At 66.2% G+C, this 25,838-nt stretch carries 26 protein-coding genes; 16 read left to right on the forward strand and 10 right to left on the reverse strand.

All coding sequences use genetic code 11. The features are described from left to right. Window positions 1-86: 86 nt before the first annotated feature. From acnA to WS89_RS24020, 5 genes are all read right to left on the reverse strand, one after another. A complete protein-coding gene (gene acnA / locus WS89_RS24000; protein ID WP_059501166.1) occupies window positions 87-2,804 on the reverse strand; it encodes an aconitate hydratase AcnA in 2,718 nt (905 codons plus the stop codon). Between the two features lie 48 nt (window positions 2,805-2,852). Beyond that, window positions 2,853-4,304, reverse strand: coding sequence for a bifunctional 2-methylcitrate dehydratase/aconitate hydratase (locus tag WS89_RS24005; RefSeq protein ID WP_059793936.1), 1,452 nt, complete (start codon window positions 4,302-4,304; stop codon window positions 2,853-2,855). Window positions 4,305-4,326: 22 nt separating this feature from the next. Then, window positions 4,327-4,842 carry a hypothetical protein gene (locus tag WS89_RS24010; protein ID WP_059501164.1) on the reverse strand — a complete coding sequence of 172 codons (516 nt, stop codon included), beginning with the start codon at window positions 4,840-4,842 and terminating at the stop codon, window positions 4,327-4,329. Between the two features lie 230 nt (window positions 4,843-5,072). Then, a complete protein-coding gene (locus WS89_RS24015) occupies window positions 5,073-6,080 on the reverse strand; it encodes an HpcH/HpaI aldolase/citrate lyase family protein (RefSeq protein WP_059793938.1) in 1,008 nt (335 codons plus the stop codon). 183 nt (window positions 6,081-6,263) lie between these two features. Further along, window positions 6,264-7,250 carry a malate dehydrogenase gene (locus tag WS89_RS24020; RefSeq protein ID WP_006487742.1) on the reverse strand — a complete coding sequence of 329 codons (987 nt, stop codon included), beginning with the start codon at window positions 7,248-7,250 and terminating at the stop codon, window positions 6,264-6,266. Window positions 7,251-7,538: 288 nt separating this feature from the next. Between WS89_RS24020 and WS89_RS24025 the strand changes: the two genes are divergently transcribed. From WS89_RS24025 to gltA, 7 genes are all read left to right on the forward strand, one after another. After that, window positions 7,539-8,363, forward strand: a complete 825-nt coding sequence (locus WS89_RS24025) for a GntR family transcriptional regulator (protein ID WP_082741959.1) — start codon at window positions 7,539-7,541, stop codon at window positions 8,361-8,363. 168 nt (window positions 8,364-8,531) lie between these two features. Then, on the forward strand, window positions 8,532-8,948 hold the full coding sequence (sdhC, locus tag WS89_RS24030) for a succinate dehydrogenase, cytochrome b556 subunit (RefSeq protein ID WP_034205188.1): 417 nt from the start codon (window positions 8,532-8,534) through the stop codon (window positions 8,946-8,948). 4 nt (window positions 8,949-8,952) lie between these two features. Further along, window positions 8,953-9,321, forward strand: a complete 369-nt coding sequence (gene sdhD, locus WS89_RS24035) for a succinate dehydrogenase, hydrophobic membrane anchor protein (protein WP_006487767.1) — start codon at window positions 8,953-8,955, stop codon at window positions 9,319-9,321. Between the two features lie 3 nt (window positions 9,322-9,324). Then, complete coding sequence (sdhA, locus tag WS89_RS24040) at window positions 9,325-11,100, forward strand: succinate dehydrogenase flavoprotein subunit (protein WP_034205187.1); 1,776 nt, start codon at window positions 9,325-9,327, stop codon at window positions 11,098-11,100. A gap of 21 nt (window positions 11,101-11,121) precedes the next feature. Further along, window positions 11,122-11,823: a succinate dehydrogenase iron-sulfur subunit gene (locus WS89_RS24045; RefSeq protein ID WP_006479352.1), complete on the forward strand. Its 702-nt coding sequence runs from the start codon at window positions 11,122-11,124 to the stop codon at window positions 11,821-11,823. 7 nt (window positions 11,824-11,830) lie between these two features. Beyond that, a complete protein-coding gene (locus WS89_RS24050; RefSeq protein WP_034205186.1) occupies window positions 11,831-12,103 on the forward strand; it encodes an FAD assembly factor SdhE in 273 nt (90 codons plus the stop codon). A 54-nt stretch (window positions 12,104-12,157) separates the two neighbouring features. Further along, window positions 12,158-13,459 (forward strand): citrate synthase, encoded by a 1,302-nt coding sequence (gene gltA / locus WS89_RS24055; protein WP_034205185.1) that lies wholly within the window; start codon window positions 12,158-12,160, stop codon window positions 13,457-13,459. Between the two features lie 90 nt (window positions 13,460-13,549). Here gltA and WS89_RS24060 read toward each other — a convergent pair whose 3' ends face one another. After that, window positions 13,550-14,527: a helix-turn-helix domain-containing protein gene (locus WS89_RS24060; RefSeq protein ID WP_059793974.1), complete on the reverse strand. Its 978-nt coding sequence runs from the start codon at window positions 14,525-14,527 to the stop codon at window positions 13,550-13,552. 71 nt (window positions 14,528-14,598) lie between these two features. On the opposite strand from WS89_RS24060, the gene WS89_RS24065 reads away from it, so the two are divergent. The 5 genes from WS89_RS24065 (at window position 14,599) to WS89_RS24085 (ending at window position 19,544) form a co-directional block, all read left to right on the forward strand. After that, window positions 14,599-14,988 (forward strand): VOC family protein, encoded by a 390-nt coding sequence (locus WS89_RS24065; RefSeq protein ID WP_059501161.1) that lies wholly within the window; start codon window positions 14,599-14,601, stop codon window positions 14,986-14,988. Window positions 14,989-15,098: 110 nt separating this feature from the next. After that, complete coding sequence (locus WS89_RS24070; RefSeq protein WP_059793940.1) at window positions 15,099-16,349, forward strand: DUF1479 domain-containing protein; 1,251 nt, start codon at window positions 15,099-15,101, stop codon at window positions 16,347-16,349. Between the two features lie 209 nt (window positions 16,350-16,558). Then, the gene (locus WS89_RS24075; RefSeq protein WP_059793976.1) at window positions 16,559-17,317 is read left to right on the forward strand and encodes a dimethylarginine dimethylaminohydrolase family protein; all 759 of its coding nucleotides are present in this window, start codon (window positions 16,559-16,561) and stop codon (window positions 17,315-17,317) included. 97 nt (window positions 17,318-17,414) lie between these two features. Next, the gene (locus WS89_RS24080; RefSeq protein ID WP_059793942.1) at window positions 17,415-17,879 is read left to right on the forward strand and encodes an Lrp/AsnC family transcriptional regulator; all 465 of its coding nucleotides are present in this window, start codon (window positions 17,415-17,417) and stop codon (window positions 17,877-17,879) included. Between the two features lie 102 nt (window positions 17,880-17,981). Beyond that, on the forward strand, window positions 17,982-19,544 hold the full coding sequence (locus WS89_RS24085) for an amino acid permease (protein ID WP_059793944.1): 1,563 nt from the start codon (window positions 17,982-17,984) through the stop codon (window positions 19,542-19,544). 83 nt (window positions 19,545-19,627) lie between these two features. Here WS89_RS24085 and WS89_RS24090 read toward each other — a convergent pair whose 3' ends face one another. Then, window positions 19,628-20,542, reverse strand: a complete 915-nt coding sequence (locus tag WS89_RS24090) for a LysR family transcriptional regulator (protein ID WP_059793945.1) — start codon at window positions 20,540-20,542, stop codon at window positions 19,628-19,630. Window positions 20,543-20,746: 204 nt separating this feature from the next. Here WS89_RS24090 and WS89_RS24095 point away from each other — a divergent pair, with 204 nt between their 5' ends. Both WS89_RS24095 and WS89_RS24100 read left to right on the forward strand, forming a co-directional pair. Then, window positions 20,747-22,132 carry an MFS transporter gene (locus WS89_RS24095; RefSeq protein ID WP_059793947.1) on the forward strand — a complete coding sequence of 462 codons (1,386 nt, stop codon included), beginning with the start codon at window positions 20,747-20,749 and terminating at the stop codon, window positions 22,130-22,132. 31 nt (window positions 22,133-22,163) lie between these two features. Next, window positions 22,164-22,562, forward strand: coding sequence for a hypothetical protein (locus WS89_RS24100; protein WP_059783990.1), 399 nt, complete (start codon window positions 22,164-22,166; stop codon window positions 22,560-22,562). A gap of 27 nt (window positions 22,563-22,589) precedes the next feature. Here the strand turns inward: WS89_RS24100 and WS89_RS24105 are convergent, their stop codons facing one another. The 3 genes from WS89_RS24105 to WS89_RS34725 form a co-directional block, all read right to left on the reverse strand. Next, window positions 22,590-23,315: a glutathione S-transferase gene (locus WS89_RS24105; RefSeq protein WP_059501154.1), complete on the reverse strand. Its 726-nt coding sequence runs from the start codon at window positions 23,313-23,315 to the stop codon at window positions 22,590-22,592. A 121-nt stretch (window positions 23,316-23,436) separates the two neighbouring features. Beyond that, window positions 23,437-23,610, reverse strand: a complete 174-nt coding sequence (locus tag WS89_RS34720; RefSeq protein ID WP_257128218.1) for a hypothetical protein — start codon at window positions 23,608-23,610, stop codon at window positions 23,437-23,439. Next, window positions 23,607-24,083 (reverse strand): hypothetical protein, encoded by a 477-nt coding sequence (locus tag WS89_RS34725; RefSeq protein WP_257128219.1) that lies wholly within the window; start codon window positions 24,081-24,083, stop codon window positions 23,607-23,609. Before WS89_RS34725 ends, WS89_RS34720 begins: the two co-directional genes overlap by 4 nt. 69 nt (window positions 24,084-24,152) lie before the next feature. On the opposite strand from WS89_RS34725, the gene WS89_RS24115 reads away from it, so the two are divergent. Continuing rightward, a complete protein-coding gene (locus WS89_RS24115; RefSeq protein ID WP_059793950.1) occupies window positions 24,153-24,974 on the forward strand; it encodes a hypothetical protein in 822 nt (273 codons plus the stop codon). Between the two features lie 34 nt (window positions 24,975-25,008). Beyond that, window positions 25,009-25,767 carry a hypothetical protein gene (locus WS89_RS24120; RefSeq protein WP_059793952.1) on the forward strand — a complete coding sequence of 253 codons (759 nt, stop codon included), beginning with the start codon at window positions 25,009-25,011 and terminating at the stop codon, window positions 25,765-25,767. Window positions 25,768-25,838 lie beyond the last annotated feature (71 nt).

Here is a 25,838-nt window from a genome sequence, read left to right on the forward strand (position 1 = left end):
CGAAAAAAAGCCCGACACGAGGTCGGGCATCCAAATCGGCCGCAATCGCCCGCGAGGCGGCTGCGGCGCCTGCAACGGCTGCGCGCTTACGCTGCGAGCAGCGAGCGCAGCACGAACGGCAGGATCCCGCCGTGCTTGTAGTAGTCGACTTCGATCGGCGTATCGATGCGCAGCAGCACCGGCACGCGCTGGGTTTCGCCGTTCTTGCGATGGATCACGAGCGTGACGTCCTGCTGCGGCTTGAAGTCGTCGCCGAGGCCTTCGATGTCGTACGTCTCTTCGCCGGTGATGCCGAGCGACTGGACGCTGTCCGCACCCTTGAACTGCAGCGGCAGCACGCCCATGCCGACCAGGTTCGAGCGGTGGATGCGCTCGAAGCTGCGCGCGATCACGGCCTTCACGCCGAGCAACTGCGTGCCCTTCGCGGCCCAGTCGCGCGACGAACCCGTGCCGTACTCCTCGCCCGCGAACACGACGGTCGGCGTGCCGGCGTCGACGTACTTCATCGCTGCGTCGTAGATCGACAGCTGTTCGCCGCTCGGCTGGTGGATCGTCAGGCCGCCCTCGACGCGCGTGCCGTCGGCCTTCGCCGGGATCATCAGGTTCTTGATCCGGACGTTCGCGAACGTGCCGCGCATCATTACGTCGTGGTTGCCGCGGCGCGAGCCGTAGCTGTTGAAGTCGGCCTTCTGCACGCCGTTTTCCTTCAGCCACTTGCCGGCCGGCGAATCTTCCTTGATCGAGCCTGCCGGGCTGATGTGGTCGGTCGTGACCGAGTCGCCGAAGATGCCGAGCGCACGCGCGCCCTTGACCGTCGGGATCGACGCAGCCGGCTCCATCGAGAAGTCGTTGCCGAAGAACGGCGGCTCGGCGATGTAGGTCGACTTCGGCCAGTCGTAGACTTCGCCCGATTCGCCCTCGATCTTGCTCCAGAGGTCGCCCTTCTTGGTCAGCTTCGAGTAGTTGTCCTCGAACTTCTTCGGATCGAGCGCGAACTTGAGCAGCGCGTGGATTTCATCGCTCGTCGGCCAGATGTCGCCGAGGTAGATGTCGCGGCCGCCCTTGCCCTTGCCGACCGGCTCGGTCATCAGGTCGCGCGTGATGTTGCCGGCGATCGCGTACGCGACGACGAGCGGCGGCGACGCGAGGAAGTTCGCGCGGATGTTCGGGTGAATGCGCGCTTCGAAGTTACGGTTGCCCGACAGCACGGCCGCCGCGACGATGTCGTTCTTCGTGATCGCTTCGTTCAGTTCCGGCGTCAGGTCGCCCGCGTTGCCGATACAGGTCGTGCAGCCATAGGCCGCGACTTCGAAGCCGAGCTTCGACAGGTAGGGCAGCAGGCCCGTCTTCGTCAGGTATTCGGTGACGATGCGCGATCCCGGCGCGAGCGAGGTCTTGATCTTCGGATCGACCGTGAGGCCGGCCTCGACCGCCTTTTTCGCGAGCAGGCCGGCAGCCAGCAGCACGCTCGGGTTCGACGTGTTCGTGCACGACGTGATCGCGGCGATCAGCACGTCGCCGTTCTTCACGTCGACGCCGTTGCTCGTCGTGTACTGCGTGTTCAGGTCTTCCGCCTTCTTCGCGAAGCCGTTCTCCGCGACCGGCTTCGAGAACAGGTCGGTGAACGTCGACTTGACGTTGCCGATCTCGATGCGGTCCTGCGGGCGCTTCGGGCCGGCCAGCGACGGGGCGACCGTCGCCAGGTCGAGCGTCACCGTCTTCGTGTAGTCGATGTCGCCGGCCTTCGGGATGCCGAACAGGTTCTGCGCCTTGAAGTAGTTTTCGAACGCGGCGATCTCGGCCTTCGTGCGGCCCGTGCCTTCGAAGTACTCGATCGTCTTTTCGTCGACCGGGAAGAAGCCCATCGTCGCGCCGTATTCCGGCGCCATGTTGCCGATCGTCGCGCGGTCCGGCAGCGACAGCGACTGCGTGCCTTCGCCGAAGAATTCGACGAACTTGCCGACGACCTTCTCCTTGCGCAGCATTTCGGTGATCGTCAGCACCAGGTCGGTGGCCGTCACGCCTTCGCGCAGCCTGCCCTTGAGCTCGACGCCGACCACGTCCGGCGTCAGGAAATACACCGGCTGGCCGAGCATGCCGGCTTCCGCCTCGATGCCGCCCACGCCCCAGCCGACCACGCCGATGCCGTTGATCATCGTCGTGTGGCTGTCCGTGCCGACGAGGGTGTCCGGGTAGTACACGGTATCGGCGCCGTCGGTCTTCTTGTGGACGCCGCGCGCGAGATATTCGAGGTTCACCTGGTGCACGATGCCGACGCCCGGCGGCACGACCTTGAACGTGTCGAACGCCTGCATGCCCCACTTCATGAACTGGTAGCGCTCGTTGTTGCGCTGGAATTCCAGCTTCATGTTCAGGTCGAGCGCGTCCTTCTGGCGGAAGTAGTCGATCTGGACCGAGTGATCGACGACGAGATCGACCGGCACCAGCGGCTCGATCTTCTTCGGGTTCTTGCCCGTGCGCTCGGCGACGCCGCGCATGGCCGCGATGTCGGCCAGCAGCGGCACGCCCGTGAAGTCCTGCAGCACGACGCGCGACACGACGAACGGAATCTCGTCGACGCGTTTCGCGGTCGGCTTCCAGTTCGCGAGCTGCTCGATGTGCTCTTCGGTGATCTTCTTGCCGTCGTAGTTGCGCAGCACGGACTCGAGCACGATGCGGATCGACACCGGCAGGCGCTCGATCTTCGTCTTCAGTTCCTTGCCGAGTTGCGGCAGCGAGTAGAACTTGCCTTTGCCGGAACCGCTGTCGAATTCCTTGAGGGTCTTGTGGAGATTGTGGGCCATGGTGATTTTCCTGGGTTTGAGGCTAGGAAACAACGTGTCCTGTGGGGGCTATATCACATACAAGTCGACGTACTCATCGACCGGCATCGCGTCGAGCTTTGCCTGGTCCAGCGACACGTCGAGAATCGCTTGTTGCTGCTTGGCCGGGAAGCGGCGGGCGAGGTTGGTGCGGAATTTGTCGACCAGCAGCGGGATGCCGTCCGCACGGCGCCGCCGATGGCCGAGCGGGTACTCGACCGCCACTTCGGCAAGCTTCGATCCGTCCGTGAACTCGATCGTCAGCGCATTCGCGATCGATCGCTTGTCCGGATCGTGATAATCCTTCGTGAACTGCGGATCCTCGACGCACACGGTCTTCGCACGCAGCGCATCGATGCGCGGGTCGGCCGCGGCCGCGTCTTCGTAGTCGGCCGCGGTCAGCCGGCCGAACAGCAGCGGCACGGCGACCATGTACTGGATGCAGTGGTCGCGGTCGGCCGGATTGGCGAGCGGGCCCTGCTTGTCGATGATGCGGATGGCGGCCGCATGCGTGCGGATCGTGATCCGCGCGATGTCCTCGGTCGTGCGGCCCGCCGCGGCGAGCTGCGCGTGCAGTTGCAGCGCGGCCTCGGCGGCCGTCTGCGCATGGAATTCGGCGGGGAACGCAATCTTGAACAGCACGTTTTCCATCACGTACGTGCCGTACGGGCGCTGGAAGCGGAACGGCTTGCCGTCGAACAGCACGTCGTAGAAGCCCCAGGTCTTGGCGGTGAGCGCCGACGGATAGCCCATTTCACCCGTTTTCGCGATCAGCGCGAGGCGCACCGCGCGGGACGTGGCGTCGCCGGCCGCCCAGGATTTGCGCGAACCGGTGTTCGGCGCATGGCGGTAGGTACGCAGCGCGTGCCCGTCGACGAACGCATGGGAGACCGCGTTGATCAGCTCGTCGCGCGTGAGCCCGAGCAGCCGGCCGACGACGGCCGTCGACGCGACCTTCACGAGCAGCACGTGGTCGAGCCCGACCGCGTTGAACGCGTTCTCGAGCGCGAGGCAGCCCTGGATCTCGTGGGCCTGGATCATTGCGACCAGCACGTCGCGCATCGTGAGCGGCTTCCGGCCGGCCGCGCGGGCCGTGCGGGAGAGCCAGTCGGCCGTCGCCAGGATCCCGCCGAGGTTGTCGGACGGATGACCCCATTCGGCGGCGAGCCAGGTGTCGTTGAAGTCCAGCCAGCGGATCATCGCGCCGATGCCGAACGCGGCCTGGACGGGATCGAGCTGGAAGGACGTGCCGGGCACCTTCGCGCCGTTCGGTACGATCGTGCCGGGCACGACCGGGCCGAGCAGCTTGGTGCAGGCAGGGTAGGACAGCGCCTCGAGTCCGCATCCGAGCGTGTCGATCAGGCAATGACGCGCCGTCTCCAGCGCGAGCGCGCTGTCGATGCCGGGGTTCAGCACGTAGTCGACGATGTCGACGAGTACCGTATCCGGAGCAGGGCGGGCGTTGGAGACCGGGGCGGACATCGAGGGGCCGGGAGGAACGTACTTAGTTCGTTGCCGGCTTCAGTTCGTTCGCCTGCGTCGGCGCTGCGCCGCCTTGTGCCATTTCCGGCGTGACGCATTCGTCAGCGAGGCGCTCGCCGCCATTTGCGTCGGAGAACAGCATCGCCTTGCTCGGGATCACGACCAGCTTGAAGCCGGCTGCCGGATCGTAGAACGTATCGGCGCCCGTCGTCGTGGCCTGACGCGGCAGCTTGTAGTTCTTCTTCGCCCAGTGAACCGTGACGACCTGGTCGCGCTTCATGTCGCCGGCGAGGTCGAACGACAGACCTTCCTTGCAGGACCACTTGACCGCGCCGTCCGGTACCGGATCGACCTTGGCGGCCGCGCGTGCCTGCGCCTTCTTGCTGCGCGGGATGATGCGCTTGGCCGGCGCCGGGCGCTTGGCCGTGGCCTTCTTCGCGGTCGTGGTGGCCGTACCCTGGGCAAACGCGCTCGGAGCCGACACCAGCATCGTGGCGGACAAGGCGCCGATGGCGGTAGCGATCAGGAGTTTCTTCATGGAGTCAGAACCTTTCGATAATCAGTTGACAAGGGCCGGCAATCGAAACCGCCGGCCGGTTTGAAACTGCACGCGCCCCGAAAGCGCGCAGCGGCCGCTATTTTCACCTATTTGGCCGCGCATACATCAGGTTTTCGGGCTCCGTTACGTTTTTTGTCGTTTCGCAAACGTCTATCCGGTTCGCGAAACCGCGAATGCATGAAACTCGTGTATCGGCCGGCGGCGCACACTCAACGCGCGGCGCCTGCGGCGGCCGGCCCGAACAGCGGCGCGGCCTCGTCCGGTACGGGCTGGCCGGTGGCCCGCGCGCGGCGCAGCACCGACCAGTAATAACGATAACTCGCGCGATCGTGCAGCGTATCACCGTGGCGCGTCGGGCCCCAGTCGGCGGCCTGCGCGGCCAGCAGGATCTCGGCGGCCAGCGTGACTTCGTCGGTGCGCGGTGCGAACGCGTCGACGATCGGGCGGATCTGCGCGGGGTGGATGCTCCACATCCGCGTGAATGCGAATTCGTCGCGCGCGCGGCGTGCGTCGCCGGCGACGACGCCCATGTCGCGCACCTCGGTCGTCACGTTGTGCGACGGCGTCTTGCCGTGCGCGTGACAGGCCGAGGCGATTTCCAGCTTCGCGCGGCGTACGAGCGGATGGTCGAACTGGCCGGGCGAGCGCATCGCGGAGTCGGGGATCGCGCCGTGGTGCGCGGAGACGAAATCCATCAGCCCGAAGCTCAGCGTGCCGACCGTCGGCAGCGCGGCGAGGGCGGCCGCCTGCGCGAGCGCGCCGTGCGTCTCGACCAGCACGTCGACCGCGATCGGCTGCGCGATGCCGAGCTCGCGGCGCGTGCCTTCGATGAACGCGGTCATTTCGGCCGCGTCGGCGGCGTTCGCGACCTTCGGCAGCGTGATGTAGGCGGGTACGCGGGATGCGCGCAGCACGATGCGCACGTCGTCGCGCCAGTGCGGGTGGGAAAAGTCGTGGATGCGGACGCCGACGCGGCCGAAGCGGTTCTCGGCGCTGCCGAGCAGATCGGCGACGAGCGCCGCGTGCGCGGCTTCCTGGCCGACGGCCGCGCCATCCTCGCAGTCGAACGTGACGTCGAACACGGGGCCCAGTTCGGCCTGTAGTGCGAGCGACTTGCGCATCAGCTTCTCGCTGCCCGCGTAGTGATCGCAGCAGGGCAGGATCGCGGGCGGTGACGCCCCGTCGTACAGCACTTGTGCAGGAGTGAGCGCGGCCATCTCGTCTACGTCAGGGAAGCGGGTCAACGTGGAGAAAATCGGATTCGGGCAGGTTCTGGGCCGGCGCGCGGCGGGCGCGGGCGGCAAAACGTGCGCGGATCGGATCGATCGGCAGGGCCGGCGGCGCGCCGGCCCGTGCCGAAGCCGGGCGCCCCGAAGGCCGCCCGGCGCGATGCGTGAGGCTTAGTTCTTCAGCAGGTGGGCGACGCCGTCGCGCTCTTCGAGCAGCTCGGCCAGCGTGCCGTCCATCTTCTCGCGCGAGAACGCGTCGATTTCCAGGCCTTCGACACGCTTGTACTCGCCGTTTTCGCAGGTGACCGGCACGCCGTAGATGATGTCTTCGGGGATGCCGTACGAGCCGTCCGACGGGATGCCCATCGTGACCCACTTGCCGTTCGTGCCGAGCACCCAGTCACGGACGTGGTCGATCGCCGCGTTGGCTGCCGACGCGGCCGACGACAGGCCGCGCGCTTCGATGATCGCCGCGCCGCGCTTGCCGACGGTCGGGATGAACGTGTCGCGGTTCCACACGTCGTCGTTGATCAGCTTCAGCAGCGATTCGCCTTCGGCGGTCGCGAAGCGGAAGTCGGGGTACATCGTCGGCGAGTGGTTGCCCCACACGGCGAGCTTCTCGATCGACGCGACCGGCTTGCCCGACTTGGCGGCGAGCTGCGACAGCGCGCGGTTGTGGTCGAGGCGCAGCATGGCCGTGAAGTTCTTCTTCGGCAGATCCGGCGCCGACTTCATCGCGATGTACGCGTTCGTGTTCGCCGGGTTGCCGACGACCAGCACCTTCACGTCGCGGCTGGCGACTTCGTTCAGCGCAGCGCCCTGAACCGTGAAGATCTCGGCGTTCGCCGACAGCAGGTCCTTGCGCTCCATGCCCTTCGAGCGCGGACGCGCACCGACCAGCAGCGCGACGTCTGCATCCTTGAATGCCACCTTCGGATCGTCGGTGATCACGACGCCCGCGAGCAGCGGGAACGCGCAGTCGTCGAGTTCCATCACGACGCCTTTGACGGCGGCTTGGGCTTGCGGGAGGTCGAGCAGTTGCAGGATCACCGGCTGATCCTTGCCGAGCAGGTCGCCGTTCGCGATGCGGAACAGCAGGGAGTAAGCGATTTGACCTGCGGCGCCGGTGACGGCAACGCGCTTTGCGGGCTTAGCCATTGAAAATCTCCAGGACGGGTGAAGCGTTGGACGCGAGCGAAAACGCCATTCTATGCGCGTTGTGCGTAGCGTTGCATTGAAGCAGGGCGGAGGACTCGCGATAGCGGACGCGGTGAACCTGGAGACGGCCGAGGCACGTAGCCGGGGACGCGCTGTTGCACCCGCGAACCCTTGCTCGACCGGGAGTGTAGGAGCCGTCACGCGCAAAGTCAAACGGTATCATATGTCTTATATAAGACAGATGTTTTGCGGAAATTGAGTGGACGAAAAAGTGCGGTTTGTGATGAAATGCGCGCCATGACATCGAACCAGGCGAACACCGCGAATCAGACCGGCGCAGGCGGCCCAGGGCAGCCGGGCGCGGGCGATCCCGCAGCCTCGCCCGCGGCGTCCGCGTCGCCGACGTTCAGCCCGTTATACCAGCAGATCAAGTCACTGATCACGCAAAGTCTCGAATCCGGCGAATGGAAGCCCGGTGAGATCATCCCCAGCGAAGTGGAGCTCGCGGCCCGCTACAAGGTCAGCCAGGGCACCGTGCGCAAGGCGATCGACGAGCTGGCCGCCGAGAACCTCGTGGTCCGGCGGCAGGGCAAGGGCACTTTTGTTGCAACGCACAACGAGGATCGCGCGCAATTCCGCTTCCTGCGTCTGCTGGCCGACGACGGCGCCGAGCACCCGCACGTGAGCCGTCTGCTCGAATGCCGGCGCCTGCGCGCGCCGGCCGAGATCGCGCGGCAGCTCGACCTGAAGCCTGCCGATCCGGTCGTACAGGTGCGCCGCCTGCTGGAATTCGACGGCGAAGTGACGGTGCTCGACGAGATCTGGCTGCCGGGCGCGATGTTCCGCGGGCTCACGTTCGAGCGGTTGAGCGAGTACAAGGGGCCGCTCTACGCGATGTTCGAGACGGAGTTCGGTACGCGGATGATCCGCGCGACGGAGAAGATCCGCGCGGTGGCGGCGGATCCGGCGGTGGCCGACCTGCTGCACGTGCCGGCGGGCTTCCCGCTGCTGTCGGTCGAGCGCGTGTCCTATACGTACGGGGACCGGCCGGTGGAGGTGCGTCGCGGCTGGTATGTCACAACCGGGTACTACTATCAAAATGACTTGAGCTGACGACGTTCGGCTCAGCCGCGTGCATTCGCGTTTCCCACGCTCGCGAAGCACGTTTCGGGCCGCCTTTGTTCTTGTTCGCGCAATTATCCAGAGCAGACTTTCGCTGCAGCGCGATATAAAAAGGCGCTAAAATCGCGGATTAGTGTGACAACATAGTAGGGGTCTAGCATGACTGACGCAGTAAGAAAGCCGAGGCCGGAATACCGGAACATCGGAATCGGCGACATCACGTTGAAATATCGCATGCCGCTGGCGGCGACATTGTCGATTCTCCATCGTATCAGCGGCGCGCTGCTGTTCCTGTTCCTGCCGTTCCTGCTGTTCCTCTTCGACCAGAGCCTCACCTCCGAGCTCAGCTTCGAAGTCTTCAAGGCTTTCCTCTCCAACATCGTCGTCAAGCTGATCGTCCTCGCGTTGTCGTGGGCCTTCTTCCACCATTTCTGCGCCGGCATTCGCCACCTGCTGATGGACGTCAACCACGACGCCGTCTCGAAGGAAGGCGGCAAGCGGACGGCCGTCGTCGTCTTTGTCGTCTCGATCGCGCTGACGATCGCCATGGCACTCAAACTGTTCGGAGCATTCTAAGAAAATGGCAGCCAATAACCGAATCGGCTCGAAGCGCCTCGTCGTCGGCGCACACTACGGCCTGCGCGACTGGCTCGCGCAGCGCGTCACCGCCACGATCATGGCGGTCTACACGGTCATTCTGCTCGTCCTCTTCTTCGGCGCGCACGATTTCTCGTACGAAGGCTGGGCATCGATCTTCGCCGCGCAATGGATGAAGCTCGCGACCTTCGTGATGCTGCTCTCCCTCTTCTACCACGCATGGGTCGGCGTGCGCGACATCTGGATGGACTACGTGAAGCCCGTCGGTGTGCGCCTGCTGCTGCAATCGCTGACCATCGTCTGGCTGCTCGCATGTGCGGGCTATGCCGCGCAGATTCTCTGGAGAGTGTAAAGAATGGCTGCAATCAAAACTTCCCTCCCGCGCCGCAAGTTCGACGTCGTGATCGTCGGCGCAGGCGGCTCCGGCTTGCGCGCAGCGCTGCAACTGTCGCGCGCGGGCCTGTCGGTCGGCGTGCTGTCGAAGGTGTTCCCGACGCGTTCGCACACGGTCGCCGCGCAAGGCGGCATCGGTGCGTCGCTCGGCAACATGAGCGAAGACAACTGGCACTTCCACTTCTACGACACGATCAAGGGCTCCGACTGGCTCGGCGACCAGGACGCGATCGAATTCATGTGCCGTGAAGCGCCGAACGTCGTGTACGAGCTCGAGCACTTCGGCATGCCGTTCGACCGCAACGCGGACGGCACGATCTACCAGCGCCCGTTCGGCGGCCACACCGCGAACTACGGCGAGAAGCCGGTCCAGCGCGCTTGCGCGGCCGCCGACCGTACCGGTCACGCGCTGCTGCACACGCTGTACCAGCAGAACGTCGAGGCGAAGACGCAGTTCTTCGTCGAATGGATGGCACTCGACCTGATCCGCGACGCGGACGGCGACGTGCTCGGCGTGACGGCGCTCGAAATGGAGACGGGCGACGTCTACATCATGGAAGGCAAGACGACGCTGTTCGCGACGGGCGGCGCAGGCCGGATCTTCGCGGCATCGACGAACGCGTTCATCAACACCGGCGACGGCCTCGGCATGGCCGCGCGCTCGGGCATCGCGCTGCAGGACATGGAGTTCTGGCAGTTCCACCCGACCGGCGTGGCCGGCGCGGGCGTGCTGATCACCGAAGGCGTGCGCGGCGAGGGCGGCATCCTGCGCAACTCGAACGGCGAGCGCTTCATGGAGCGCTATGCGCCGACGCTGAAGGATCTGGCGCCGCGTGACTTCGTGTCGCGTTCGATGGACCAGGAAATCAAGGAAGGCCGCGGCGTCGGTCCGAACAAGGATCACGTGCTGCTCGACCTGTCGCACATCGGCGCCGAGACGATCATGAAGCGTCTGCCGTCGATCCGCGAAATCGCGCTGAAGTTCGCGAACGTCGACTGCATCAAGGAACCGATCCCGGTCGTCCCGACGATCCACTACCAGATGGGCGGCATCCCGACCAACATCCACGGTCAGGTCGTCGGCACGTCGCGCGATCACAAGGAACCGGTCAACGGCTTCTACGCAGTGGGCGAATGCTCGTGCGTGTCCGTGCACGGCGCGAACCGCCTCGGCACGAACTCGCTGCTGGACCTCGTGGTGTTCGGCCGTGCGGCCGGCAACCACATCGTCGAGCACGTGAAGAACCAGAAGGAACACAAGCCGCTGCCGGCCGACGCAGGCGAATTCTCGCTGGCGCGCCTGGCGAAGCTCGACAAGTCGACGTCGGGCGAATACACGCAGGACGTCGCGAACGATATCCGCTCGACGATGCAGAAGCACGCAGGCGTGTTCCGAACGTCGGAACTGCTGAAGGAAGGCGTCGACCAGATGGCCGGCCTGAAGGCGCGCGTGGAAAACATCCACCTGAAGGACAAGTCGAAGGTGTTCAACACCGCGCGCGTCGAAGCGCTCGAGCTGGAGAACCTGATCGAAGTCGCCCGCGCGACGATGGTGTCGGCGGAAGCGCGCAAGGAAAGCCGCGGCGCGCACGCGCACAGCGACTACGAACACCGCGACGACGAGAACTGGCTGCGCCACACGCTGTGGTACAGCGAAGGCGATCGCCTCGACTACAAGCCGGTACAAATGAAGCCGCTGACGGTCGAATCCGTGCCGCCGAAGCCGCGCACGTTCTAAGCCGAGTCAAAGGAATCCGAAATGGCAAAACGCATTTTTGAAGTCTACCGCTACGATCCGGACAAGGACGCGGCGCCGCGCATGCAGACGTACGAGCTCGAGATCCAGCATGAACGCATGCTGCTCGACGCACTGGTCAAGCTGAAGGCCCTGGACGAGACGCTGTCGTTCCGCCGTTCCTGCCGCGAAGGCGTGTGCGGCTCGGACGCGATGAACATCAACGGCAAGAACGGTCTCGCGTGCCTGACGAACCTGAACGACCTGCCGCAGAAGATCGTGCTGCGCCCGCTGCCGGGCCTGCCCGTCGTGCGCGACCTGATCGTCGACATGACGCACTTCTTCAACCAGTACCACTCGATCAAGCCGTACCTGATCAACGACGCACCGCCGCCGGAGAAGGAACGCCTGCAGTCGCCGGAAGAGCGCGACGAGCTCGACGGCGTGTACGAGTGCATTCTGTGCGCGAGCTGCTCGACGTCGTGCCCGAGCTTCTGGTGGAACCCGGACAAGTTCGTCGGCCCGGCCGGCCTGCTGCAGGCTTACCGCTTCATCGCGGACAGCCGCGACACGGCCACCGGCGAGCGTCTCGACAATCTGGAAGACCCGTACCGTCTGTTCCGTTGCCACACGATCATGAACTGCGTCGACGTCTGCCCGAAGGGCCTGAACCCGACGAAGGCGATCGGCAAGATCAAGGAACTGATGGTTCGCCGCGCGGTTTAAGGTTGAGATGAGCGACGATTCGCATCAATCCGACCCGCACCGCCGTGCGCGCCTTCGCTGGCGCGCGCGGCGGGGTCTGCTGGAGAACGACATCGTGTTCGAGCGTTTCTTCGGCAGATACGAGCATGACCTCACCGATGCAGACGTAGGCGCGTTGTCGCGCCTGCTCGATCTGAGCGACAACGACCTGATGGACTTGCTCCTCGCGCGCAAGGAACCAGAAGGCGACCTAGACAGCCCGGATGTTCACCGGCTGTTGGAGATGCTGCGCAACGTGTAATCACGTTCCGCCCGTTATCGAATCCCGTTTCTTTATTTCGATTGAGGATGTGCCATGACTCCGTCTGATGTTAAAGCCACGCTATCGTTCAGCGACAACTCGCCGAGCGTCGAACTGCCGATCTACAAGGGCACGATGGGCCCGGACGTGATCGACATCCGCAAGCTGTACGGCCAGACCGGCAAGTTCACGTACGACCCGGGCTTCATGTCGACGGCTTCGTGCAATTCGGCGATCACGTACATCGACGGCGACAAGGGCGAACTGCTGTACCGCGGCTACCCGATCGACAACCTCGCGCAGAACGCCGACTTCCTCGAAAGCTGCTACCTGCTGCTGAAGGGCGAACTGCCGAACGCCGCGCAGAAGAAGGAATTCGTCGACACCGTCACGAAGCACACGATGGTGCACGAGCAGATGCACTTCTTCTTCCGCGGCTTCCGTCGCGACGCGCACCCGATGGCGGTGCTGGTGGCGGCCGTCGGCGCGCTGTCGGCGTTCTATCACGACTCGCTCGACATCAACGATCCGCGTCACCGCGAAGTGTCGGCAATCCGCATGATCGCGAAGCTGCCGACGCTCGTCGCGATGGCGTACAAGTTCAGCATCGGCCAGCCGTTCGTCTATCCGAAGAACGAACTGTCGTACAGCGCGAACTTCATGCACATGATGTTCTCGAACCCGTGCGAAGAGTACAAGGTCAACGACGTGCTGGTCCGCGCGCTCGACCGTATCCTGATTCTGCACGCCGATCACGAGCAGAACGCATCGACGTCGACGGTCCGCCTGGCCGGTTCGTCGGGCGCGAACCCGTTCGCGTGTATCGCGGCCGGTATCGCCTGTCTGTGGGGCCCGGCGCACGGCGGTGCGAACGAAGCCGCGCTGAACATGCTCGAGCAGATCGGTTCGCCGGACAACATCCCCGAATTCATCAAGCAGGTGAAGGACAAGAATTCGGGCGTGAAGCTGATGGGCTTCGGTCACCGCGTGTACAAGAACTACGACCCGCGTGCGAAGCTGATGCGCGAAACGTGCTACGAAGTGCTGAACGAACTGGGCCTGCACGACGACCCGCTGTTCAAGCTCGCGATGCAGCTCGAGAAGATCGCGCTGGAAGACGAATACTTCGTGTCGCGCAAGCTGTACCCGAACGTCGACTTCTACTCGGGCATCGTCCAGCGCGCGCTGGGTATCCCGACGTCGATGTTCACGTGTATCTTCGCGATGGCACGCACGGTCGGCTGGATCGCACAGTGGAACGAAATGATTGCCGATCCGGAACAGAAGATCGGCCGTCCGCGCCAGTTGTTCATCGGCGACACGCCGCGCGAAGCGAAGCCGCTCAACGCACGTTAAACCGTGTGCGACGCGAACGGCCGGCAGGCCGCTCGCGTCGGGCAATCGCAACGCCACGACACCCCGACGGGTCAGCCCGTCGGGGTGTTTTCATTTGCGCGGCCGACGTTGGCCCGATCCGGCGCGGCGCTCCAGCGACGGCGGCCGTGTGTCGAGTGCGGGCGCATCGTCGTCGGGTGCGTGGCCGTGCTGCTTGAAGAACTGCCGGTACGCGCCGGGCGTCGTGCCGCGCGCGGCGAGGAACTGGCGATTGAAGTTCGCGGCGTTCGGAATGCCGCAGCGCGTGGCCACCGTCGCGATCGGCCAGTCGGTGCCGACGAGATGGCGACAGGCATGCGCGAGCCGCAGCCGTTGCACGTAGCGGCCGACACTTTCGCCGAGGTGCCGGACGAACAGCCGTTGCAGCGTGCGTTCGGACAGGTGCGCGACAGCGGCGAGTGCGTCGATGCGCAGCGGTTCGTGGAAATGCCGGTCGATCGCGTCGAGCACGCGATCGAGGCGTTCGGCTTCGGGCGCGGCCGGATCGGCCGGCGATGGCGCACCGTCGCGCTGGCCGTACGCGTGCGCGGTGGCGAGCGGTTCGCCGCCGGCTTCCGCGAGATCGGCAAGCGTGTCGAGCGTGGCCGCGAGCCTCGCGCGCGGCGACGGATCGAGCAACAGCGGCAGGCGCGCGCGCATCGCGCGGGCCGTCTCCACGTCGAAGCGCAGGCCCGGCGCCGCGCGCCGCAGCAGCGAGCGCAGCGGCGCGTATTCGGCGCAGCAGTCGGCCAGCCGCCGCACCCAGTCGCCGTCGAACCAGACGACGAGCGCGACCTCGGGCGCGTCGCGATCGATGCGCGCGTTCGACGACCACGTATGCGGCAGGTTGGGCGGCACGAGCACGAGATCGTCGTCCGCGTAGCGCGCGACATGATCGCCGATGAAGCGCCGGCCGCGGCTGTTGAGCGTCAGCGTCAGCTCGTATTCGGGGTGGCGATGCCACTCGAACGGAATGCGCGCGAGCTGACGGTGATAGACGCGGATCGAACAGCCGGGCGCGAACGTCACGTGTTCGTATTGCGGTTTCATCGCGGCCTCCGGCAGGGGCAGGCAGCGCATCGTGGCATGATCGTGAGCGATCGTCACCACGGAGCGATGCCATGTTTTCACATGTTTGCGTGGGCGTCGGCGATACGGCGCGCGCCTACGACTTCTACGCGCCGCTGTTCGCTGAACTCGGCCTGCGCCTGAAATTCCGCGAACCGGACGGCTGGTCGGGCTGGATGCCCGCCGACGCCGAGCGGCCGCTGTTCTTCTTCGGCAAGCCGCTCGATGGCCGGCCGCCCGAACCGGGCAATGGCCACACGATCGCGTTCGATGCGCCGACCCGTGCCCACGTCGATCGCTGTCACGCGCTCGCGCTGCGACAGGGCGGTGTCTGCGAAGGGCCGCCGGGCCTGCGGCCGCACTATCACCGCGACTACTACGGCGCCTATTTCCGCGACCCGGACGGCAACAAGCTCTGCGTGGTCTGCCATCGTCGCGAGTGACGCACGATTGTCAGGATTGTATCGATCATTGGCCGGATAGTGGTGATGGCGACCCTGCGCCGACCGTACGCTGACAGCACATCACGACACGCTTCAGCGAGGAGACGACGATGCAACTGACGATTGACGATCTGCCGGCCGCGATCCGCGCGGCCAAACGGGCGCTGCGCGCCGATTTGCCCGGTTATGCGGCCACGTTCCGCGAGCTGGAGGGCGATATCGCACGGCAGGTCGACGCGATCCGCCGCGCGCACGCACATGGCCGCGACGTGATTCCGGCCGTGCCGTTCGCGGATATCGCGGACGGAAAGGTGGATCCGCAGGCGATTGCCGCGATTCGCACGCATGGCGCGGTCGTGATCCGCGGCGTGTTCGATGCCCGGCAGGCGCGCGACTGGAACGATGAAATCGGCGCGTATCTGGACGCGAACCGTTTCGCCGACCGGTTGCACGCGCGCGCGGAAGACCGCTATTTCGGCAACCTCGCGTCGGGCAAGCCGCAGATCTACGGCGTTTATTGGTCGAAGCCGCAGATCGCCGCGCGCCAGTCGCCGGCACTCACGCAGGCGCGAGTGTTCCTGAATCGCCTGTGGCGGCATGCGGACGGCGCACGTACGCATTTCGATCCCGACCAGGTGCCCGCCTATGCGGACCGGATTCGCCGCCGGCCGCCCGGCTCGACGTCGCTCGGGCTGTCGCCGCATGTCGACGGCGGCTCCGTCGAGCGCTGGCTCGGCGCGAATTTTCGCCAGGTCTATCGCCACGTGCTGGCCGGCCGCTGGCGCGATTACGATCCGTTCGATGCGGCGTTCCGTCCCGACGTCGAGGAGATTCCGTCGCCGGCCGTGTGCTCGATGTTCCGCACGTTCCAGGGCTGGACCGCGCTGACGCCGCAGGGGCCCGGCGACGGCACGCTGCAGCTGATCCCGATCGCGAACGCGATGGCCTATGTCGTGCTGCGTGCGCTGCAGGACGACGTCGCCGACGACGACCTGTGCGGCGCACGTCCCGGCCGCGCGCTGTCGATTCGGCCCGAATGGCATGCGCTGCTGCTCGACGCGCTGGTGCCGATCCCGCACATGGCGCCGGGCGACGCGGTGTTCTGGCACGGCGATGTCGTGCATGCGGTCGAGGATGCGCATCGCGGCAGCGGCGACAGCAACGTGATGTACATCGCCGCCGCGCCCGGCTGCGCGAAAAACGATGCGTACCTGCAACGCCAGCGCTCCGCGTTCCTGCGTGGCGACAGTCCGCCCGATTTCCCGGCCGATCATTTCGAGGTCGAATTCGACGGGCGCGCGGGGGAGGGCGAGTTGACGGCGCTCGGCCGTGCGCAGATGGGATTCGAGCCCGGCGCGTAACGCGCGTGCGGCAGGCGAAACGGCCGTGCCCGACACGGCGAGCGGCCCGTCTGCCGAATCCGCTGCGTGGTGCGCGCAATTCGACGCAATCGGCTGCCGGTGCCGCCGAAATCGACGCGAATTGCACAATTTGGCTTCCGATAATGGTCCGGACACCACGCCGCCCGCCCGTGCGCCGCACGGATGCGGTGCAGACCATGGAGGAGTCGATGCAATTCACGCAAGCGATCGTTCGCCGTCCCGCGCCGTCCTGCGGCGCGGGTCTCACCACCGCCGCACTCGGCGCGCCCGACTACGACAAGACGCTCATGCAGTTCGACGCATACTGCGACGCGCTGCGCGGGCTCGGCGTCGAGCTGACCGAACTGCCGCCGCTGGATGCGTTTCCCGATTCGCATTTCGTCGAGGACGTCGCCGTCGTCACGCCGGAATTCGCGGTGATCACGCGCCCCGGCGCGCCCGCCCGGCGCGGCGAGACGGTTCATATCGAAGCGGCGCTCGCCGCCCATCGCGACCTGCTGCCGATGCAGTCCGGCCGCCTCGACGGCGGCGACGTGATGCTGGTCGGCAAGCGCTTCTTCATCGGCCTGACGAGCCGCACCGACGCGGAAGGCATCGCCGCGTTCGACACGCTGGTGTCGCGCCATGGCTACGCGGTCGTCGCGGTGCCGGTCGGCGCCGGCCTGCACCTGAAATCGGTCGTCAACGCGCTCGGCGACGACACGCTGCTCGTCACGGAAGCGCTCGCCGCGCATCCGGCGTTCGCCGGCTATCGGCGTATCGCGATTTCCGCGGCGGACGAATATGCCGGCAACACGCTGCGCGTGAACGGCACGCTGATCACGCCTGCCGGTTATCCGCGCGTGCATGACGCGATCGCGTCGCTCGGCATGCCGCTGCACGTGATCGACACGAGCGAGTTCTGCAAGATGGACGGCGGCCTGACCTGCCTGTCGCTGCGGTTCTAGCCGATTGGCGCGCGACCGCTTCGGCCGGATAATGTGGCCCCGCGCGGAACGGCAGACGTTCCGCGCATGAGCCAGGACCCGACCGGAGCCAACGCGGATGACCGACAAGAAGATGCAGCTCGACAAGATCGATCTCCGGATCCTCGACATCCTGCGGACCGACGGGCGAATTTCCTACCGCAAGCTGTCGGAACTCGTGAACCTCACGCCGCGCCCCTGCCAGGCGCGCGTGGAGCGGCTCGAGGCGCTCGGCGTGATCGAAGGGTACCGCGCGGTGATCAACGCGCCGCGCGCGACCAAGCCGATCGTCGTGATCGCGCAGATCGTACTGGCTGACCACGGACGTTCGCAGGCGCCGTTCGAGGAGGAAATGCGCGCGAATCCGGCCGTGCTCGATTGCTGGCTCGTCAGCGGCACGTTCGATTTTCTCGTGCGGCTCGCGTGCGAGGATCTCGACGAATACCGGCGAATCGCGAACGCGTGGCTGGAAAGCTCGCGATTCCGGATCGAGAAGATCGTGACGACGGCCGAACTGCAGGCGATCAAGCGCAGCGTCGTGTGAGGCGACCGGCCCGGCAGGGCCGTTTTCAACGCGAATGACCGAGTCGATCAATTTGCATTCCAAATCAAATCGGTTGGCCGGGTCACCATCAGGATGAACACTATGGATGCTATGCAAGCGGCAGCGGAGACGGCCGAGCCGTCCGGGGCGACGCTGAAACGCCGTCTGCAGGGCCGCCACATCGCGATGATCGTGATCGGCGGCTCGATCGGCACGGGGCTGTTCGTCGCATCGGGCGCGTCCGTCGCGCAGGCGGGGCCGGGCGGCGCGATCGCCGCGTATCTCGCGATCGGGATCATGGTCTACTTCGTCGTCACGGGGCTTGGCGAGATGGCCGCGCTGATGCCGGTATCGGGCTCGTTCGCGATCTACGGCGAGAAGTACGTCGACGAAGGGTTCGGCGTCGCGCTCGGCTGGACTTACTGGTACAGCTGGGCGGTGACGATCGCGATCGAGCTGGTCGCCGCGCAGATCGTGATGCGCTACTGGTTTCCGGCGGTGCCGGGCGTGTGGTGGGGTGCGGGGTTCCTCGTGCTGATCTTCCTGCTCAATACGCTGTCGGTGCGCGGCTTCGGCGAATCGGAATACTGGTTCTCGCTGATCAAGGTCGTCACCGTGATCGCGTTCATCGCGGCCGGGCTGTCGATCGCGGCCGGCGTGCTCGGTAGCGGGCATACCGGCAGCGGGCATACCGGCGCCGGCCATCCGGTCGGCTGGCGCAACTTCACGACCGGCGACGCGCCGTTCGTCGGCGGCGTGCACGCGATGATGAGCGTCGCGCTGATCGCGGGTTTTTCGTTCCTCGGCACCGAGCTGGTCGGCATCACGGCCGGCGAATCGGAAAACCCGCGCACGACGATTCCGCGCGCGGTGAAGCAGATCTTCTGGCGGATCATGCTGTTCTACGTGCTCGCGATCTTCGTGATCGGCCTGCTCGTACCGTACACCGATCCGAACCTGCTGAAGAGCGACGTGACCGACATCGGCGTGAGCCCGTTTACGCTGGTGTTCAGCCACGCGGGGTTCCCGCTCGCCGCCGGCGCGATGAATCTGGTGATCCTGACGGCCGTGCTGTCGGCCGGCAATTCCGGCACCTACGCGGCGACGCGGATGCTGTACAACCTCGCATCGGAAGGGCGCGCGCCGGCCATGTTCGCGACGCTGTCGCCGGGCGGCGTGCCGCGCAACGCGCTGTACGCGACGATGGCCGTCGGCGGGCTGTGTTTCCTCACGTCGTTGACCAACAACCAGCGCATCTATCTGTGGTTGCTGAATACGGTCGGCATCACCGGTTTCATCGCGTGGCTCGGCATAGCGGTCTGCCATTACCGGTTTCGCAAGGGCTTCCTGAAGCAGGGCTATCGGCTCGATCAACTGCCATATCGCGCGAAGTGGTTTCCGTTCGGGCCGCTGTTCGCGATCGCGGTCTGCATCGTGATTTCGCTCGGTCAGGATTACCAGGCGTTCTTCGCGGCGCGCATCGACTGGATGGAGGTGGTGTCGATCTATGTGTGGATTCCGCTGTTCGTCGCGATCTGGTGGGCGTATCGCCGCGCGCGCAAGAGCCGGCTCGTGCGCTACGAGGAGATGGACATCGGGCCGTGGCTCACGCGCTCGGTCGAGGCCGTCGACGCGACGGCCGCGCAGCATGGGCAGCCGCACTGATCGCCCGCTGCGCGGCGCGGCGATGGAGCCGGCCGAATCGGATGGCCGGCTGCCGTTGAAACGCGTCGCGCCGCCCCGCGCGTTCAGCGCGTCTGCTGCAACTGCGCCTTCATGAAATCCACCCACGCGCGCACTTTCTGCGGCACGTGCCGCGCCGCGACGTACAACGCGTAGACGTTTTGCCGCGGAAAGCGGTATGCGGGCAGCGCGTCGACCAGCGCACCGCTTGCGAGATCGTCGCGCACGAGCCATTCGGGCAGCAGCGCGACGCCGCTGCCCTGGCGCGCCAGTTCGCACAGCACCGACGCGTTGTCGACGACGATGCGCGGTTTCGCGTGCGGCCGGAACGCATGTTCGTTGCCCGCGCGATCGGTGAGCGTCCATTCCGCGATTCGTTCGAGCCGGCTGTGGCCGAGCTGCGGCAGGCGCGCCAAAGCGTCCGGCGACGCCGGTTGCGGAACGCCGGCGCGTGCCGGCAGGTCGGGCGCCATCACGGGCAGCACGTCGTACGTGCCGAGGCAGACGCCGCGATACGGCAGCTCGCGAAAGTGCTCGTGGCGGCCGAGCCGGATCGCGACGTCGAAGCGGTCGCGCACGAGGTCCGCCTGTGTTGTATGCGTTTCGAGCCGGACGCGCAACGCCGGATGCCGCGCGGTAAATGTATGCAGCGCCGGTGCGAGGATGCGTGCCGCATATTCGACCGTCGACGTCACGCGCAGGATGCCCTCCATCCCGCCATGTTCGCCGCGCACCTCGTCGATCGCGCCTTCGGCTTCGTCGAGCACGCGCAGGCAGCGCCGGTAGAACCGCTCGCCGGCATCGGTCAGCTCGACGCGCCGCGTGGTGCGCGTGAGCAGCGTCACGCCCAGCTCGGCTTCGAGCTGCTTGATGTTGAAGCTGACGGCCGCGCGTGCCTGGTTCAGCGTGATCGCGGCGGCCGTGAACGAGCCCGCCTCGACCACGGCGCGGAAGACGACGAAACGATCGAGGCTCACCATGGTCGGGGCACGGTCCTGTCGGTGCATGGAATCGCCCGAAGGGTACCCGAATGTGCGGTCGCGTGCGATGCGTCGAGCATTGCAGCGTGGCCGCACATGATCCGATTGTCAAAATTTTTCGACCGGACCGGTCGAATCCGGCCGCTTACCGGCCCGGCCGCCGGCCTCTACACTGCGGCGTTTCGTGATGCCCCGGCCGCCGCCATGCCAGACCGCTCCAGAATCGCCGCCGTCTATCTGCTCGGATTCGCGATCGATCTCGCGAACATGTTCATGCTGAACGCCGCATATCCGGCGCTGCAGCGCGAGCTGCACGCATCGGTCGCGCAGCTTGCGTGGGTCGGCAACATGTACGTGCTCGGGCTGACCGTCGTGATTCCGTTCGGCACGTGGCTGGCGCGTCGCTGCGGCGAGCGGCGCGTGTTCGGCGCATCGTTGCTGCTGGTCGGGGTCGGCTGCGCGGGCGTCGGTGCGGCGCCGTCGATCGACGCGCTGCTCGTGTGGCGGCTGGTCCAGGGGCTGGGCGGCGGGCTGCTGATTCCGGTCGGCCAGACGATCGCCTATCGCGCGTATCCACCGCACGCACACGCGCGCCTCACGTCGATCGTGATGATGGTCGCATTGCTCGTGCCGGCATTGTCGCCCGCGATCGGCGGCGCGATCGTCGATCGCGGATCGTGGCGTGCGATCTTCTTCGCCATGGTGCCGATTGCGGCTGCGACCGGGGCGCTCGCGCTGGCATGGCTGCCGCGCGACGGCGCACGCGAGCGGCCTCCGCGGCTCGACTGGCGCGGGCTCGGCCTGAGCGCGGCGGCGCTGGTCGCGCTGCTGCTGGGGCTTACCGCGGCGGGGCAGCCCGGCGGGACGGCATTTCCGTGCGCGATGCTGGCGGCCGCGGCGGCAGCCGGCATCGGTTATGTGCGACACGCGCGCCGTGCGACCTCCCCGCTGCTCGACCTGCGTCTGCTTGCGCAACCGTGGTTGCGGACCGGCGTGGTGGTTTATCTCTGCGTGCCGGGCGTCTTTACCGGCGTCAATCTCGTCGCGTCGCTGTATCTGCAGAACGCCCTCGCATTGAGCGCCGCGCATGTCGGCGCGCTGATGCTGCCGTGGGCGATCGCGGCGTTCTTCGCGATCGCGACGACACGCCGCTGTTTTCCGCGCCATGGCGCGAAGCCATTGTTCGCGTGTGGAATCGCGATCGATTGTGTCGGCATCGCGTTGCTCGCGACGCCGTGGGCGCGCGTCGAAGCCATGCGCGTCGCGGCGTTCGTCGCGATGGGATTCGGCGCCAGCCTGTGCACGAGCGCGTCGCAAAGCGCGGCATTCGCCGATGTGTCGCCCGATCGGATGGGCGATGCGAGCGCGCTCTGGAACATCAACCGCCAATTGAGCTTTTGTGTCGGTGTGGCCGTGCTCGGCAGTGCGCTGAATGCGTTGCTGGCGCTCGATGCAGGCCCGCCGTCGCCGGCCCCGTACCGCTGGTGCTTCGGGCTGGCGGTGCTGCTGACGTTGCTGCCGCTCGGCTGCGTCGTGCGGCTTCCCGCGCATCGCACGCCGGCCGTGCAAGCTGTTTCATCCCGCCCCTGAGAACCCGAGAACCCAAGAACCTGAGAACCCCATGAATCTGCCGAATCCGTTTTTCAATGAGGTCGTCGACACGCACGTCGATATCGAACGCTGGCTGTCGGGCCGCGCGGAGCCCGGGCGGCTCGCGATGCTGATGGCGCGCTTTTCGCCGGGATTTTCGATGATCACGACGTCCGGCACGGTGCTCGATTACGCGGGCGTCGATGCGCTGTTTTCACGCGGGCACGGTGCGCGGCCCGGGCTCGTGATCGGCATCGACGAATTGCGCGCCCTTGCGGTGTGGTCCGACGGCGCGGTGATCGGCTATCGCGAGACGCAGACCGACATGGAAGGGCGGCGCACGGTGCGCCGCTCGACGGCGTTGTTCCGGCGCGAAGCGGACGGCGTGATCGTATGGCGCCACCTGCACGAGACGCCGGTCGCCGCGTAGACGGCGAGCTGCGCGCCCGCGGGGCCGTTACTTGTCGAGCTCGGGATAGTGCCGGAAGATCCCCATGTCGTTGAACGGAATGCGGCGCTCCGATTCCAGGTAGCGCGCGACGGGCGGGTGCTGCGCGACGCGATCGTGCAGCGCGACGAGCGCCGCGATCTTGCGCTCCGCGCGCTTCATCGCTTTCGGAAACGCATAGCGCAGGCCCTCGATCAACTGGAACATCGTCAGATCCGCATAGCTGAGCGCGTTACCCGCGATATAGCCGTTCTTGTGCGGATTCTGTTCGAGCACGCGATCGAAGTAGCCGAGGAATTTCGGCAGCCGGTTCTCGAGGAAATCGGCCGCGCGCTCGGCCGCTTCCGCTTTCTGGTCCTCGTAGTACAGGCCGCTGCCGATCGGATGGTGCGTGTCGTGGATCTCGGTGATGAAATCGGCGGCGGTCAGCTGGATCTGGTGGACCCACAGCCGGCCGGCTTCGTCGTCGGGCGCGAGCCCGAGCCGCGTGCCGAGAAACAGCAGGATGTTCGCGGTCTGCCCGACGACCACGTCGCCCGCCTTCAGGAACGGCGGCGCGAACGGCACGCATTCCGCTTTCGTGCTGTCCATCATGCGCATCATCGCCGACACGCCCATGCCGCGCCCCGATTCGCGCGCGACGTCGACATAGTCGGCTTCGGCCGCCTCGAGCGCGAGCCGCACGTATTCGCCGCGTCCCTGGATCTCGGGCCAGTAATAGAGTTCGTATCGCATGCTGTTCTCCTGTTCGTTGCACCGGATGCTGCCGGCTGCTTGACGGTGGGGCGGCCATGCGGCGCCCGCTGCGAATAGACAGTCTAGGAGATCGCCGGAAAAGTGCCGTGCGCGTCGTGCGTCACGCGCCGCGTTCGCCGTCTTCGGGGCCGTAGAACAACACCCATGTCGAGAAATCGTCGGAGAAGCCGGTGAAGCGATGCTCGGCGTGCGCGGGCACGAACAGCGCGTCGCCGATCACGACGCCGCATGCGCGTCCGTCGACGACGAAGCGCGACGTGCCGGCGGTGATCACGTCGACCTCGTCGCGCGCATGCGGTTTCTGCTCGCCCTCGATGCGCGGCTCGTACCGCCCGACGTCGCGCGTGCCATGCCGAAACGGCGTCGTGAACAGCGTGCTTCGTCGAGCCGAACAAGCGATTCGTTCAGCCCGAACGCCATCGTCGTGTGCTCCGGATCGGATCGTGGGAACGTGCGTTGCGCCGTCGTATCGCGAAATCCGGAGAGGGCCGTGCCGTGCGCGACGATGCCCGCGCATCGCGTGCTTGCCACCGGTGAAACGGCGGCTGCGTTCGCTCGCCACGGATGAAACGCACGCGTCCGTCGATGAAACGGCATGACGATCGTCAGCCTTCGATCGACAGGTTCACCGCCATTTAATAAACGCCCACTACGATCCAGCATCGTCGATCGACGGGGTGCCGCGATCCGCTCCGCGCGTCGATCCTGTCGCCCGTTTTCCAGCCGGGCGACGTGCCCGATGGTCATTTCCCTGAACCCGCGATTTGCAACGCCGCGACTTGCTGCCGGCGTCGTTCGCATCGTTTCCTGTCTCTTATGAATCTGAATGCGTCGGTTTCTTCACGAAGAAAATTTCTTGCTGCCGCACCCGCCGTTGCGGCAGCTCCGTTGCTGAGCGCATGCGGCGGCGACGACGTCACGTCGGCACCCGTGACCGATAGCGCACTCGCCGCGCAGATGTCGGCGAAACTGAACGCCCAGCTCGGCGATGCGGCGACGGTCGATGCGATCGTGCCGGCGATCACCGATGTCGGCTTCACGTGGGCGCTGCCGACGGTGCCGGCCGCACGGATCGGCGCGATCGTCGCGTACAGCTTCGGCAATCGTCCGAACGCGGCGAGCGGCAATACATCGAGCACCGGCGGCAACCAGTCGGCGCTGCCCGATCCGGGGCCGGTGAACGAAGCGCTCGCGGACGCCGTGTACCGCATCCGCCAGTTGAAACCCGTCAAGGTCTACGCGCAGTGGGAAATCGCGCGCTTTCTCGTATCGAAATACGGGCTGGGCGCCGACGTGCTGTCGTCGATCGAGCCGGTGATCGCGAGCGACGGTTCGATCGTGTACCTGAGCACCGCGGGTGTCGCGGCCGTGGCCGTATCGCGCGCGGGCGGTGCGGCGGCGATGGGCACGGTCGCGGTGGTCGGCCATCGCGATCATGCGAAGCGCTGCATCCAGACCTCGCAGCAGGCGGGCATGCAGGCGGCGGCGGTTGCCGAGGTGCCGCTGCCGACGACGTACGACCCGCAGTCGGGCCAGCCGTGGACGCGCAACCGCAGCCTCTATCTCGTACACGACATGTATGCGCAGATGCTGACGCACGCGATGACCGCGACGATGCAGGCTTTCCCGAAGGGCTGATGCTCCCCGTTGTTTTTCATTCGAACCCGTGACCATGACGAACCGCCGCCATTTCCTGGCCTCTACCTCATTGCTCGCCGCATCGTGTGCCGCCGCCGCACCCGCTTTCGCGAGCGACGCCCCTGTTTCCGATGCGGAACTGCAGCACCAGATGCTCGGCAAGCTGACCGACGAACTGAACGATCGCGCGACCGCCGCCGACGAAACCGGTTACCTGCTCGACACGTTTTTCTCGTGGACGCCGCCGACCGTCGACGCCGCCGCGATCGACACGATCGTCGCGTTCGCCTTCGGGAATCGCGCCGGGGCATCGGCCGCCGCGCCGGTGCCGGGGCCCGTGAACGAGGCGATCGCCGATGCCGTGTTCCAGCTTCGGCAGAAAGTCGCGGCGCCGATTTTCGCGCAGCAGGAAGTCGCGAGCGTGCTCGCGTCGAAATACGGACTGACGGCCGGCGTGACGTCGATCGCGACGCCCGCCGCGGTCGCGGGCAGCCCGATACCGACGCCCGATGGCGTGGCCGCCGCGATCGTCAGGCGGGCCGGGTCGGCCGCGGCGCTCGGCAAGGTCGGCGTGGTCACCCATCGCGATCAGGCGTCGATTGCCGTGCGCGTATCGAACGCGGCGGGGATGCAGGCGGCGGTGCCGGCGGGACTGTCGCTGCCGGGCGTCTACGACGCATCGGCGCAGCAGGCGGCGATGCGGCGGCGCGATCTTTACCTGATGAGCAATGCCGGCATGCAGCTCGCGATGCTGCGGCTCGATCTGATCAATCGCGAATATCCGAACGGCTGATATGACTCCCGCTGTCAATCGGGATTGGTGTTCGGGTTTTCCACGCGTTATTGTTCAAATTTCCTGAGGGC

It is taken from the genome of Burkholderia sp. MSMB1072, assembly GCF_001524725.1.
In the GTDB taxonomy this organism is placed as follows: Bacteria; Pseudomonadota; Gammaproteobacteria; order Burkholderiales; family Burkholderiaceae; genus Burkholderia.